At 65.5% G+C, this 13,347-nt stretch carries 11 protein-coding genes; 7 read left to right on the top strand and 4 right to left on the bottom strand.

Annotated elements, in window-relative coordinates; genetic code table 11:
* Positions 1 to 53 precede the first annotated feature (53 nt).
* A complete protein-coding gene (locus G6N38_RS08280; protein ID WP_163747083.1) occupies positions 54 to 806 on the bottom strand; it encodes a hypothetical protein in 753 nt (250 codons plus the stop codon).
* A 682-nt stretch (positions 807 to 1,488) separates the two neighbouring features.
* On the opposite strand from G6N38_RS08280, the gene G6N38_RS08275 reads away from it, so the two are divergent.
* The 3 genes from G6N38_RS08275 to nhaA are packed head-to-tail and all read left to right on the top strand — an operon-like array spanning position 1,489 to position 5,060.
* Positions 1,489 to 2,133, top strand: a complete 645-nt coding sequence (locus tag G6N38_RS08275; RefSeq protein WP_163747082.1) for a TrmH family RNA methyltransferase — start codon at positions 1,489 to 1,491, stop codon at positions 2,131 to 2,133.
* Between the two features lie 15 nt (positions 2,134 to 2,148).
* Positions 2,149 to 3,249 carry a glycoside hydrolase family 76 protein gene (locus tag G6N38_RS08270; protein ID WP_163747081.1) on the top strand — a complete coding sequence of 367 codons (1,101 nt, stop codon included), beginning with the start codon at positions 2,149 to 2,151 and terminating at the stop codon, positions 3,247 to 3,249.
* Complete coding sequence (gene nhaA / locus G6N38_RS08265; protein ID WP_163747080.1) at positions 3,246 to 5,060, top strand: Na+/H+ antiporter NhaA; 1,815 nt, start codon at positions 3,246 to 3,248, stop codon at positions 5,058 to 5,060. The genes G6N38_RS08270 and nhaA overlap by 4 nt, the downstream gene beginning before the upstream one ends.
* A gap of 1 nt (position 5,061) precedes the next feature.
* Here the strand turns inward: nhaA and G6N38_RS08260 are convergent, their stop codons facing one another.
* Positions 5,062 to 7,173 carry an Rv1355c family protein gene (locus tag G6N38_RS08260; RefSeq protein WP_163747079.1) on the bottom strand — a complete coding sequence of 704 codons (2,112 nt, stop codon included), beginning with the start codon at positions 7,171 to 7,173 and terminating at the stop codon, positions 5,062 to 5,064.
* A gap of 3 nt (positions 7,174 to 7,176) precedes the next feature.
* Entirely contained in the window at positions 7,177 to 8,484 is a 1,308-nt protein-coding gene (locus tag G6N38_RS08255) for a cytochrome P450 (protein ID WP_163751879.1), read from the bottom strand.
* A gap of 167 nt (positions 8,485 to 8,651) precedes the next feature.
* Here G6N38_RS08255 and G6N38_RS08250 point away from each other — a divergent pair, with 167 nt between their 5' ends.
* Positions 8,652 to 9,515 carry a class I SAM-dependent methyltransferase gene (locus G6N38_RS08250; RefSeq protein ID WP_246227789.1) on the top strand — a complete coding sequence of 288 codons (864 nt, stop codon included), beginning with the start codon at positions 8,652 to 8,654 and terminating at the stop codon, positions 9,513 to 9,515.
* Between the two features lie 5 nt (positions 9,516 to 9,520).
* Here G6N38_RS08250 and G6N38_RS08245 read toward each other — a convergent pair whose 3' ends face one another.
* Entirely contained in the window at positions 9,521 to 10,417 is an 897-nt protein-coding gene (locus tag G6N38_RS08245) for an SDR family NAD(P)-dependent oxidoreductase (RefSeq protein ID WP_163747078.1), read from the bottom strand.
* Positions 10,418 to 10,479: 62 nt separating this feature from the next.
* On the opposite strand from G6N38_RS08245, the gene G6N38_RS08240 reads away from it, so the two are divergent.
* The 3 genes from G6N38_RS08240 to G6N38_RS08230 are packed head-to-tail and all read left to right on the top strand — an operon-like array spanning position 10,480 to position 13,347.
* Positions 10,480 to 10,923 carry a nuclear transport factor 2 family protein gene (locus G6N38_RS08240; RefSeq protein WP_163747077.1) on the top strand — a complete coding sequence of 148 codons (444 nt, stop codon included), beginning with the start codon at positions 10,480 to 10,482 and terminating at the stop codon, positions 10,921 to 10,923.
* Between the two features lie 28 nt (positions 10,924 to 10,951).
* Entirely contained in the window at positions 10,952 to 12,103 is a 1,152-nt protein-coding gene (locus G6N38_RS08235; protein ID WP_163751877.1) for a sulfotransferase family protein, read from the top strand.
* On the top strand, positions 12,103 to 13,347 hold the full coding sequence (locus G6N38_RS08230) for a hypothetical protein (protein ID WP_163751876.1): 1,245 nt from the start codon (positions 12,103 to 12,105) through the stop codon (positions 13,345 to 13,347). The genes G6N38_RS08235 and G6N38_RS08230 overlap by 1 nt, the downstream gene beginning before the upstream one ends.

Below are 13,347 nucleotides of genomic sequence, written 5' to 3'. Positions count from 1 at the left end.
CCATCTCGTGATTAATAGAGCTTAAGAGATGGTATCGGTTTGTGCGCTGATGCCTAGCTTCCACTCCCGTACTGCAGACCGAAGTCGCTGAACTCGTCGGAGATCGTCGCCAGCATGCGCATCTCCTTCACGATTTTGGCCAACTGCCGAGGCTCGGCATGGTTGGCGAACGTGCGCCGATCCCACCACATCATCTTCGTGCGGTAGCGCTCGCTGGGGTAGGCCGCGGCCGGAATCTTCGTGGCGACCACACCGCCCGAGGTGCTCCACCGGTCAAGCACGTGGGCGGCGGCGGTGGCCAAGATGAACTGGGCGCCCAACAGCTCCATGGTCGGGAACGCGGTGCGGGCAAAAGTGCGGGTCAGCTCGCCGCTGCGGGCGGGGTCGTCACTCACCCAGGCCGACTTCATCTCCACCACGCCGAACGGAAGGCGGTCGGTGATCATCTTGCGGACGGTGTCCTGGCCGGGCTGGCCCTCCCACTCGACGATCGCGTGCGATTCGTCGGCGCTGAAGTACGGGCCCTTCGCCCGAAGGCCGCCCAGCATCCGGCCGGTGTCGTCGACGGCGGTGTAGAACAGCGTGGTGTCGTGACCGTCGGCGAACGAGTCGAGGTCCAGTGCAGCTTCGACCCCGTGTTTTTCGTAGCTGCGCAGGGCGCCCTGCAGGTAGTCGTCCCATAGCTCAGGTTCGCTGTCGGGTTGAGCGCACGTAATCGTGCAACCCGTATCTGTGTCGCGCCAGCTAACCGTCTCAGGCAGGTGGTAGAGCTTCTGATCAGGGAAGTCCAGCACTGAAGCGTTCATCGTTTCCCATCTATCGGGCGCCTTGCGGTTAGGGTTTCCGCAGCGGGCGTCGGTGTTGTGCGGGCGCTATTTATTCGAACTTGCAAATATCAGTATCTCGCCGAAGGGCGCAAAGACTCCAGCCGTTGGCTGGAAAAGCCCTGGTTACCGGGGGGTAGCCAGCACGTTCGACGGCGAACACCGGCTGAAATGACCAGCTCCGTGAACACCTGTGCGCACAATATTCCAGGTCAAGGGCAGCGTTGCCGCTGGCTGAGCGGGAGACCCTACACTCGTCATCGTCGGAGACCGAATTGTTATTACCGGCGCGCGGAAAGCCGGATCGTACGTCCAGAGTGTGAACTAGGGGCCAGAAAGGGCGTTGGGTGACCTGTATCGCACCGGCGTTTCGATCCCCTCGTGGTGCCGCAGAACGGCAGAATTTCGCCCGGCGGTCAGCCGTGTTGGTGGCCGCCGACAGCGCGGTCTGCATCGCTGTGTGCGCACATCGGTCCAGCAAATCCAGTTGCGGAGTTGCGCAGGTTCGCATCGGGGAGTCGTTGGCCCGACCAGGCGCGCACATCTGGGTTGCTGATCTTGGCTGCAACGGCTGCGCCGGCCACTCCGGTCAAAACTCAAGACATCCGCTTCGCTGCGCATACAGGGCGGTATCAACGATGTCCTGCCGCGGTCTGGGTGACCCGTGACTGACGCCGGCCCCACCGAGTGGAGCACCGGTGTCCCCGGCGTGGGGCCGTGGGCGGGCGAGCCGCCCGACGATCCGCGCTACGACCCAGAACTGTTGCGCGAGGGCGACTCCCGCAACGTCGTCGACGCGTACCGGTACTGGACGCGGGAGGCGATCATCGCCGACATCGATCGTCGCCGGCATGGGCTCCACATCGCGATCGAGAACTTCGGCAACGACGCCAACATCGGCGCGGTGGTCCGCACCGCCAACGCCTTCGCCGTCGACACCGTGCACATCGTCGGACGCCGGCGTTGGAACCGGCGTGGGGCCATGGTCACCGACCGCTATCAACGGCTGAGCCACCACGACAGCACCGACGATTTATTGGCCTTCGCCGCCGGTGCCGGACTGACTGTCGTCGCCGTCGACAACATCCCGGGCGCCGTGCCGATGGAAACGACGCCGCTGCCGCGCGACTGCATGTTGGTGTTCGGTCAGGAGGGGCCCGGCATCTCCGAGGCCGCTTGGTCTGGAGCGGAGATCACCGTGTCGATCGCGCAGTTCGGCTCGACGCGCAGCGTCAACGCCGCCGTCGCCGCCGGCATCGCGATGCACGCCTGGATCCGGCAATGGGCCGATCTTTCTCAGGCGTGGTAGGGCAGGATTGGCCGCATGGACCAGCTGTGGGCCAACCGCGCTGCCAGCGCCGAGGCCGCGATTGAGAAACGCCACCTGCGCACGCTCTGGAACCTGCCAGGAACACAGCTCGGTGTCGTCAGCTGGCCGTCGACCCGCGCTGACCGGTGGTTCGGCACCTGGCACTACTGGTGGCAGGCGCACCTACTCGACTGTCTGATCGATGCGCAGCTACGCGACCCGCAGCCCGACCGGCTGGTCAGGATCAAACGGCAGATCCGCGGCCACCGACTGCGCAACAACGGCCGCTGGACCAACAGCTATTACGACGACATGGCCTGGTTGGCCCTGGCCCTGGAGCGCGCCGAACAGGTAGTCGGCGTTGATCGATCGCGCGCCCTGGCGACCCTCTGTCAACAGTTCGTCAAGTCGTGGGTGCCTGAAGACGGCGGCGGAATCCCTTGGCGCAAGCAGGATCAGTTCTTCAACGCGCCGGCCAACGGTCCGGCCGGAATCTTCCTGGCACGCTACGGCGACCGGTTACGACGGGCCCAGCAGATGGCTGACTGGATCGACGAAACGTTGATCGACCCCGACACCCACCTTGTGTTCGACGGCATCAAGGGCGGTTCGTTGGTCCGCGCGCAGTACACCTACTGCCAGGGGGTCGTGTTGGGCCTGGAGACCGAGCTGGCCGTGCGCACCCATGACGACCGGCACCCGGCCCGGGCGCGGCGGCTGATCGCGGCGATCGGCGAACATATGGCACCGGGCGGGATCCTCAACGGGGCAGGCGGCGGAGACGGCGGGTTGTTCTCCGGGATCACCGCCCGGTATCTGGCACTTGCGGCCACCGACCTGCCTGACGGGGCCGCCGAGAACGCTGCGGCCAGGGACGCCGCCCGAGAGGTGGTACTTGCCTCGGCGGCAGCCGCCTGGGACAACCGCCAGACTGTCGACGGCCTGCCGTTGTTCGGGCATTCCTGGGGTAGCACGACCGAGATTCCGACCGCCGATGGTGGGCAGGCGCAGTTCGTCGAGGGCGCGGTCAACTCGTCGCAGACACCCGAGCGCGATCTGTCGGTTCAGCTGTCGGGGTGGATGTTGATGGAGGCTGCACATACGGTGACAGCGTGAGAGGCAGCCGGCTGGGTCGCGACCCGACAGCGAAGCGTTTCGGCGAGAACGCCGCCGCAGCACTGCTGCTGATCTTCACCCTCGTGGCCATCTTGTGGGCGAATTCGCCCTGGGCGCACAGCTATTCCGAGTTCTGGGAAACACACGTCGGATTGAGCTTCGGCAATCTCCACGGCGCACTGACGGTCAAGGAGATTGTCAACGACGCGCTGATGGCGTTCTTCTTTTTCATTGTCGGGCTGGAAGTCAAGGCCCAGTTCACCATCGGGGAACTGACGGAGCGCTCCCGCGCGCTGGTACCGGTGGTGGCCGCGATCGCCGGGCTGACCCTGCCCGCAGTGATCTTCCTGCTGTTAAATCCATCCGGCGACAATGCCAGCGCGTGGGGAGTGGTCATCTCGACCGACACCGCATTCTTGGTCGGCGCGCTGGCCATCATCGCACCCAAGTACCCGGCCCGGCTGCGGACCTTCCTGCTGACGTTGGCTGTCGTCGATGATGTCGGTGCGCTGGCTGCCATCGCCCTGTTCTACTCGGAGCAGATCCGGATCGTCGGATTGGTGATCGCTGTTGTGCTGATGGCCACCTTGATCGGAGTGCGTTACCTCCCCGAGGCCGTGCGGGGCGTCGCGTATTGCTTTCTGGCTGTTGCCTTGTGGTTGGCACTGTTCAACGGTGGCGTTCATCCGACACTCGCCGGCGTGGCGGTGGCGCTGGTGATCCCGGTGTTCACACCCGAGCGTCAGCGGGTCGAGGCGGCAGTCGATGTCATCCGGGCGTTCCGCCAGTCGCCGAACTCGGAGTACGCCCGCGCCGCGACCCGCAGCCTGCGCGACTCGATCTCGATCAACGAGAGGCTGGTGACCGGCTTCGGACCGTATGTGTCCTTCGGGGTGCTACCCCTGTTCGCACTGGCCAATGCCGGTGTGCGACTCGACGCGGACACTGTGATGGCGGCCATGCGGTCACCGCTGACCTGGGGTGTGGTGGCCGGTCTGGTGGTCGGCAAGCTGATCGGCATTACCGGGGCGACGTGGCTCGTGCAGCGCACCGGCCTCGGCCGGCTCTCTCCGGGGCTGACGTTGCGGCGGATTTCAGGCGGCGCCGCGCTGTCCGGGATCGGTTTCACCATCTCGCTTTTCATCGTCGATCTGGCGATCACCGACCCGCACTCCGCCGACTTGGCCCGCGTCGGTGTTCTGGCGGCCTCGGTGATCGCATTCACGTTGGGGTGGGCAGTCTTCCGGCTCACCGACCGGCTCAGCCCACCGGTTGCGGTTGGGCACAAGCTGGTCCGCGATATCGATCCGGACCGCGATCATGTGCGCGGGCCGGCCGATGCGCCGCTGACGTTGGTTGAATACGGCGACTACGAGTGCCCGTTCTGCAGTCGCGCCACCGGATCGATCGACGAAGTGCGTGCCCACTTCGGCGACCAATTGCTCTACGTGTGGCGGCATCTGCCCCTGGAGCGGGCGCACCCAAGGGCCATCGACGCCGCCAGGGCCAGCGAAGCGGCTGCCCTGCAGGGCAAGTTCTTCGAGATGGGGACGATGATGTTCGAGTTCCAGGATCACCTGGAATGGCAGCACATATACCGCTACGCCGACCAGGTCGGCTGTGACATCACCCAATTCGACGAAGACCTGCACTCGCCTCGGGTGCTACACCGGGTTGACGACGACGCGCAGGATGCCGAGCTGATGGATCTCAACGCCACGCCGACGTTCTTCGTGAACGGTATCCGTCATCGCGGGCCGTGGGATTCGGCCAGCCTGATCCGAGCTCTGGAGGCCACCCGGCCGACCTGACCTAATCTGGACGACGGATCGGGCGTCTTCTACTGCGGGTGGAAGCCGGACCGGCGTGCGCCAGCCTGAGGACCAGGACTAGCGACTCGTCGGAACGCATGCCCACCAGCTGCGTGAACTGTGACCGGAGATCGAGCAGTTGGGGAGCGAAGAACGGTGACATCTCCGAGAGCTCGTGCTGATGCACGGCGTGGAGAAACACCGGCGAAATGGGGTGCACGGCTAATCCACTGTGCTGGGCGACAATCCAGACTGCTTCTGCCGCCGAACCACCGCGGGCGTAGTCGATCAGCTGATCTCCGCTTGTTGTGAGCACAGCCACCGCGGAAGTGGCCCGTACCCGGTCAGCGACGTCGTCGCCGAGCGCCTCGCCCGCGTCCCACTGCGCGAGCAGAGCCATCACGTCGGGGCGTCGCAGTATCTCCATCACCGCGAAGTCACCCGGATTGAGTTCCAACCCACGGACGTCGATACCGCTGTCGGCGGGTTGATCGCCGGGCCAGCGCATCTCGGAGATCATCTCCCGGTGCAGGCGGGGGGTCAGGAAACGGAGCCGGTCGGTGGTGGCGAGAATCTCAGCTGCCCTTGCGATATCGCCGCGATCGGTCAGCAGGTGCAGGCCGGCTCCCTCCCGGGCAGCCCAAGCATGCAGCGAATCAATGGTCTCGGTGGGGATGGGTGCCGGAGTGCCCTGCTTGCGGTTGGTTTCCCGGCGCAGCATCGGCTCATAAAGTGCGGCCAGGTCGGCATCGTCACCGCGGCCCAGCCGTAGCGTAACCTCAAGCAGCGCTGACTCATCCGATGTCCAGTCGACCGAACCGAGAACACCCGACTTTGCCGCGGCGACACGGGCATTGAACGCGGCTGCACCGACCGCCACCGCGCTGCCCCGGAACGCGACGTCCATCATCGAGGTGTACTGCGGCGCGAGCCGAATTCGCACGGCATCCGAATGGGTTTCGATGTACCAGGGTTGGGCGTTTCCTCCGGACGGGGCGCGGACGGCGGCGTCGGCGATGACGGCGGCCGCATCGCTGGGCACGTCGACACTCGGCGGCGAGTCCGGGGTGTCCACCGGCTCCGCGTCGCCCAGTGCCGGTTCGACGATATCGTCGAGAGCAGAACCGATGTCGATGCGGACCTGGCCGGACCCCAGTGCTTCGCCCAGCCCGATGCGACGGGCGGCCTCGGCGACGATAGTGGCACCGAGAGTGACTTCGCCGGCTAGCTGTGGCCAGGTGGACAAGGTATGGCCAACCTCGACCAGTGATGCGGTCAACCGAGCCGACGAGCGGCTGGCATCGAGATGGCGCAACATGTAGGGGATTCGGTCTTGCTGCGATAACGCGGCTAGTTGCGTGGAGTCCACCCCGCCGAGGACTCCGTGCATGACGGGACGGTTCGGCTCCATATCGAAGCGCTCCACGTCGATCAGGCCCCGGTCGCTGGTCGCCATGAGCACCGGCAGCCGCCGATCTCGGGCCGCCTCGCGGATTCGGACCTTCATGTCCAGCGAATCGCATTCCTCGACCACGATGTCGAGATCGGCGAGAAACTCATCGAGGGAATCGGCGCGCACGCCCGAGGGCATGACCTCGACGTGCAGGTAGGGGTCGAGCTCCGCGATCCGTCGTGCGGTCACCACCGCCTTGTTGATCCCGATGTCGAGGATCGAGGCCGGAACCCGGTTGAGATTTGACAGTTCGAGGTGGTCGAAGTCGGCGAGGCGCAATGCGCCGCAAAGCCCCTCGGCGGCAAGGGTGTGTGCGATTACATGTCCGACGCTGAGTCCGGCAATACCGATGCGGACCGTCCCGAGGCGGCGTTGTTCTTCGGTGGTGATGAGGTTCCGGTTGCGGTCGGTACGAACCGCCCGAAAGCCGTTCGGCCCCAGTATGGCAACAACTGTGCGCCGCCACGGATAGTAAGCCCACCCGGTCGGTTCATCGAGGAGTTCGGCGCTGGGCGCCGGGTGTAATTCGCGCAGGTTGTCTAGGAGTGCCGCGCGTTGGTCGATGAACTCGACACCAGGCTCCGAGCGGAGCCGGTCCAGTTCGGGATCTTCATCGCGCATGATCTGCGCGGTGAAGCTCGTTGTTTCGTCAACGGCCATGGGCTAACGCTTTCGGATTCGGGCGCGAATCGGTGCGCCGGCGATCATCGTGAAATGCAGGGCAAGCGGGAAATCCGCTTCCAGGGACGTGATTTCGGCTCGCCGGGTGAGCGTCGCCAGGGCGAGTGTGACTTCCAACATGGCGAAGTGATCGCCGATACACGAGCGGGGGCCGCCTCCGAACGGGATGTACTGCCATCGCTCGAGCTTCTTGATGTTATCCGGGCCGAACCGGTCGGGGTTGAAGCGCAACGGATCATCCCACAGGGCCGGATCACGCTGCACTGCCATTCTGCCAAGCACCACCATGGTGCCCGCCTCGACGCGGTAGCCACTGACTTCCAGGTCCTGGCAAGCCATCCGGGTGCCGGTGGGAGCCGGCGGGCACATCCGCAGTGATTCACGCACCACCTGGGTGGTGTAGCTGAGGCTGGGCAAATCGTCGGGTGTCAGCGGTCGATCCGGAAGTGCCCTCACCTCGGCGACCACCCGGTCCTGGCAGGCGGGGTCGCGCCCGAGGGACCACAACGCATAGGCGAGGGTGGTCGCAGTGGTGTCATGACCCGCGAAGAGAAAGATGATGATCTCATCGCAGATCTCACTGTCGGACAGCCGCTTTCCTGTCTCGGGGTCCTCCGCGGCGATCAATGCGTGGACCAGCGGCGCGACGCGGTTCGGGTCTCGCCGGCATTCGCTCACGATGTCGCCGGCAAGACGATGCAGTTTGGCGCTCGCGGCACGTGCACGTCGCCTGGCGGGTGTGGGGAGCCATCGTGGGGCGCGCACCGGCCGGGTGGCGCGGGAGATGGCGTAGGAGAGCGCGACGCGAAGCGGCTCGGCGACATCGTCTGCGCGCTCTTCGAGGTCCATGCCCAGTACTGAACGGCCGAGGGCGCGCAGCGTGAGTGCCCGCGATTCGGCGTCGAGATCAACATCGCCACCGTCAGGCCAGCCAAGGCAAACAGACTCGGCAGCCTGCGCCATGTGACCGCCGAATTCGCGGACACGCTGTTTGGTGAACACGGGTTGGATCGTGCGCCGGCGTGGTCGCCACGGCTCGAACGGCAGGTCGGCCAGGTTGGCGCCGATGATCCGGCGCATCTCGTCGAAGACCGGGCTTGTCTTGTCGACCGAGCCGTCCTTGATGCTGAGCACGTCGCGCAGTGCCCCCGGTGACGTGACGAGCACCATCGGCGGCATCAGCCAGCGCGGGCCCACAGTGAACCGGGTAACAGGTCCGCCGGCATCGCGCAGTCTCTCGGTGCCGGTGCTGAACTCCTTGACGGCTTTGAGCCGCTCACGCAAAGGCATCGGGTTCACCGGTGCCAGTGGCAACGAAGCGAGGCCACCGCGGCCAGGGGCCTGTGACACTCGAACCTCCCTACGTCCCCCACTATTTCGATGAGGACCGCAGTGTACCGAGTGGCCCCGGGTTTAATGGTGGGGCGCGAGTCGGCGCGGGCAGAAGGGTGTGAGGAATGGGAATTCGGCCGCTGTGGCGGGTGCCGGGCATCGTCGTGCGCGAGCGGCTGCATTCGCCCGGGCGTGAACGTGTTCCCGAACCGATGGTGATGGACGACGCCGAAGCCGTCGCTTACTTCCACGCCGGCGGCGCGGCGAACCCGGGGATGCAGGCCGTGTACGACCTGTGTGCCCGTGCAGTCGATGCGTTGCTGCCGCCGGGCGGGCGCCTTCTCGATCTCGGCATCGGCTCCGGGCGTGCGCTGAGCGCGGTGCTGCGCCGGCGCCCAGACGTGCACGTCACCGGTGTCGATCTGGCACCCAACATGTTGGCCACGGCTCGGCAGCTGTTCGTGTCTGAGGGACTCGACGGGCGAGCGGAGCTGGTGCAGGCGGACATAACCGCGCTACCAGAATCGCTTGCCGCCGGGAGCTGGGACGCTGTCTCGTGCATGTGGACGTTGCATCAGCTGCCGGATTTCGAGGTACTGGGCGCCGCATTACGGCAGATCGCTGCCGTCCAACGTGACAGCGGAGCTGCCTTGTGGATATCCGATTTCGCCCGGTTGAGGGACCCGTCGGCGTGCCCGGCGATGTTGCAGTGCGTGGATCCGGATTCGCCGATGGGTTTGCGCCAGGACGCGATCGCCAGCGAGGCGGCAGCGTTCACCCGTGAAGAGCTGTCGGCGCAGCTTGCGGCGGCGGGGCTCACCGGCTTGAGCTCAGGCCACGCGACACCGTTGCCATACTTGCAGGCCTACTGGATGTACGGAGCGAACGGCAAACCTGCGCCCGTCGGTCAGCGCCATTCCCCGCTCCGGGGCCAAACGCGCCGCGAGGCTGCGTTGCTGCGCTGGGGTTTCACCGCAAAGCCGTTTTGAGGCTGCTACACGGGAAGCGTTGTGCCGGTTTCCTGTTCGGCGAACTGCACGACACGGGCGGCGGCATCGTAATCGCACGCAGCTGGTGAACGGCAGATCAGTGCCGGCTCACCACGCAGACCAAATCGAGAGCTGGGCCCAACGTAGCTGCCCGGCGGTATCGGCTCGCTGATGCTGTACAGCGTTGGCACGGCGCCTTGGTCGACGTCGTTGGCCAGCCGCTGGGCCAGCCCGTCGACCACTTTGTAGGCCGCCGACATCAACGGCGAATTGGAGGTCTGCGCCAGGTTGGACGCGACCCAGCCGGGATGAATCAGGTGGGTGACGACGCCGGAGTTGGCGGCCCGTAGGCGCCGGTCGAGTTCGAGGCCCCACAACATCATCGCGAGTTTCGAGTGTCCGTAGGCACTCAGCGCGGTCCATTTGGTTCGCAGGTGCATGTCGTCCAGTCGAAGCGTCGCCATGCGGTGGCCGTCGGAGGCGACGTTGATGATCTGGGAGCGCACCCGGGTAAACACCAGATTCGTCAGCGCGAACGGTCCGAGCATGTTGGTGCCCAGCGTTGCCTCGAAACCGTCGACGGTCTCGTGCCGATGGTCGGTCAGCACACCGGCATTGTTGACGAGGATGTCGACGTCGCCGTCGAGCGTGCCCGCGAAGGCCCGGACCGAGGCCAAGTCGGCCAGGTCGACCTTGAGTACCTCGGTGGATCCACCGATCTCGGCGGCTCGCTGCGCGCCGAGTTCGGTGTTGCGGACCGCCATGATGACGTGGGCGCCGGCGCGAGCCAGCGCGCGCGTGGTGCCGAGCCCGACACCGTTGGTCGCGCCCGTCACGATGATCCGTTTACCGGTCAGATTGCCGAGCCGGCTCGGCGACCATTGCCTCACGTCGGCGAGCATAACGAGGAATTCTGGACAAACAAGACCATCTAAGCAATCGCTCTGCGATCATCGCCCTTGTTATGAGTGACAGTGCGCAGGCGATCACCAACCTCATCTACACCTATGCTGAGCTGCTCGATGCCGGCGACCTCGACGGGGTCGCCGCATTGTTCACCCACGGCCGGATCTGCGGGGTGGAGAACGGCCCACCCGAGACGGTGTTCGCCGGGCCGGAGCGGGTGCGCCACATGTACGACATGGCGACCCGCATCTACGACGACGGAACGCCGAAGACCAAGCACAACACCAGCAATGTGCAGCTCTACGTCGACGACGACGCGGGTACCGCGCGCGGCAAGGCCTACTACGCCGTCACCCAGGCGACGCCCGATCTCCCGCTGCAGGTGATCGTCACCGGCCACTACCACGACACCTTCCACCGGGTCGACGGCCAATGGTGGTTCGACTCTCGAACCATGTTCGTCGACCAGGTGGGCGACGTGAGTCAGCATCTGAAGTTCTGACCCGGTGACCACCACGGGCGCATTCGGGATGGACGCGATCCTGGCCGACGCGGTCGGCAAGGAAGGCCTGACCGCCTGGGGCCCGGGGGGTTTCCAGGAACCGCTGGCCGTGCTGCTCGACGACTATCCCGGTGCTGGGCTCAATGTCATCGGCGCGCACATCCTGCGGTCGGGGCTGGTGCACAGCCTGCGGATGCGGCTTCGCGCCCAGGAGTGGATCCGGCGCCATCCCGAGATCCTCGACGAACACATTGCGGCGCCGATCGTCGTCGTGGGGATGATGCGCAGCGGCACCACCCTGCTGCAGCGTCTGCTCGCCGCCGACACCCGGCTGCACTGCGCGCGCGGCTGGGAGGTGGTGGAGGTCGCCGCCAAACTGGACTACGACTTCGCCGGGAACGACCCGCGGATCGCGATCAGTGAAGCACGGGAGAACAAGTCGCGGGAGCTGGCACCGGAACTGTTCGCCATCCATCCGATGTACGCGCGGGAGGCCGAGGAGGAGATCGTCTTCCTGGCCGACGCGTTCCTGTCGCATGTCCCGGAGTCCGGCGCACACCTGCCCCGCTATCGATCGTGGCTGGACACACAGGATTTCACGCCGGCCTACGAGTACCTGCACCGGATGTTGCAATTCCTGCAGTGGCAGAAGCGCCAGCGAGGGATCACCGCAGGACGCTGGGTACTGAAGTCCCCAGCACACCTGGGGTACCTCGACACGCTGCGCATCCAGTTCCCCGATGTGCACGTCGTGCACATGCACCGCAATCCGCGCACCACCGTGTCGTCCGGTGCCAGCCTGAACGCGACTCTGCACGCCATGCACGCCGACGAGGTGGACACCCATCGGGTGGGCAGCCAGTGGCTCGAACGGATGGGCTGGACCAACGACCGGGCCATGACCGTGCGGGACAGTTGGGCGGACGAATCGGAGCGGGTCACCGACATCGGTTTCGACGACGCGGTCGGCGATCCGATCGGCGAGGTGAGCCGGATATACGACGCGGTCGGTCTGCCGCTGACCGACACCGCCGTCACCGCGATGACCGACTGGCTGGCCAATCGACCGCGCGAAGTTGCGCGGCCACCGTACGACCTGGCCTCCTACGGACTGACCGATGCGCAAGTAGACGAACGATTTGCCTTGTATAACAAGCGCTTCCGAAAGGACAAACAATGATTGCCGACGATGCGGTGGCGACAGCATCGCAGCACGAGCAGGAGCTGGCCGCACTCGAGCTGACCGAACACCCAACAGTCAAGGCGGCCTACCGGACTGTCGCCGAGAACTGGCTGAGCCGCGCCAAGGCCTCCGAGGCCATGCGGGCGCGGTTCGATGCGGCATTCGCGGAGGTGATGTTCTCCGCGGCGGTGTGGTCGTCCAACCAGGACAAGCTGCGGCCGAAGGTCAGCTGCATCACCCGGCTGGCGCACCCGGTCGCCGACCGGCAAATCCCCGGATCACGTTGGGGTATCGACAATCCCGACACCGTCTACCGGGTGATCCCGATCTCGGGTGACGAACGCTACGAGATTCGCGGCCGCGTCGGCCAGAACCGGATGACGGAGAACTACTTCACGCTCTGGGACGCCAACATGGGCACCGTGGCCGTGCTCAACGGCAAGACCATGGAACTCGACAGTGACCGAAGCTATACCATCACGGTCGATTCCAAGCCCGCCGGCGGGCGCACCAACCACGTGCAAACCACGGCGGAGGCACACGAGTTCTACATCCGGGACGTCCTGTTGGACTGGGGCAGCGACGATCCCAACCACATCAGCGTGGAGCGGCTCGGCGGGGCGCCTGCCACACCGGCCCGCACCCGCGATGAACAAGCCGAGGCCACCGCGGACATGATGGCCTACTTCGCGAACTTCACCGGCAAACTCAGCCACGGCATCTACAAGATGCCGGCCAACAATTTCAACCTGGCCTGGTCGGCAGACAAAGTGGGGGCGATGAAGAATCAGGTGTACGTCATGGGCCGATTCGATCTCGGTCCCGACGAGACATTCGTGGTCGATGTCAAAGACGGTGGCGCCGAATACTTCACCGTACCGCTGAGCAATATCTGGGGCACTACGCTCGATATTGTCGACCGCACCGGCAGCCTGAACAAGGCACAGTCGGTACCCAACGACGACGGCAGCTACACCTATGTGATCTCGCCCGTCGACCCCGGCGTGGCGAACTGGATCGACTCAGCCGGACTGCGCGAGGGCATCCTGACACTACGGATGGCCGAGTTCGACGAGGGTGGCCCGCGACCCGATCTCGGTGCGCACGGCCGGGTCGTCGCATTCGACCGGCTCGACGACGAGCTGCCCGGTATCGCGCGCGTCACCCCCGCGGAGCGGGCTGAACAGCTGGCCGCCCGACGCCAGGCGTATCTTCGCCGGCTACCAGAAGGGACGATCTGA

Source organism: Mycolicibacterium helvum, from assembly GCF_010731895.1.
GTDB classification, from domain to species: Bacteria; Actinomycetota; Actinomycetes; order Mycobacteriales; family Mycobacteriaceae; genus Mycobacterium; species Mycobacterium helvum.
This window is presented reverse-complemented; position numbering and strand designations above follow the sequence as displayed.

Coding starts and splice junctions, on each gene's coding strand:
- G6N38_RS08280 (WP_163747083.1), bottom strand. CDS start 806: ATGAACGCTTCAGTGCTGGACTTCCCTGATCAGAAGCTCTACCACCTG.
- G6N38_RS08270 (WP_163747081.1), top strand. CDS start 2,149: ATGGACCAGCTGTGGGCCAACCGCGCTGCCAGCGCCGAGGCCGCGATT.
- G6N38_RS08260 (WP_163747079.1), bottom strand. CDS start 7,173: ATGGCCGTTGACGAAACAACGAGCTTCACCGCGCAGATCATGCGCGAT.
- G6N38_RS08255 (WP_163751879.1), bottom strand. CDS start 8,484: ATGCCTTTGCGTGAGCGGCTCAAAGCCGTCAAGGAGTTCAGCACCGGC.
- G6N38_RS08250 (WP_246227789.1), top strand. CDS start 8,652: ATGGGAATTCGGCCGCTGTGGCGGGTGCCGGGCATCGTCGTGCGCGAG.
- G6N38_RS08245 (WP_163747078.1), bottom strand. CDS start 10,417: ATGCTCGCCGACGTGAGGCAATGGTCGCCGAGCCGGCTCGGCAATCTG.
- G6N38_RS08240 (WP_163747077.1), top strand. CDS start 10,480: ATGAGTGACAGTGCGCAGGCGATCACCAACCTCATCTACACCTATGCT.
- G6N38_RS08235 (WP_163751877.1), top strand. CDS start 10,952: ATGGACGCGATCCTGGCCGACGCGGTCGGCAAGGAAGGCCTGACCGCC.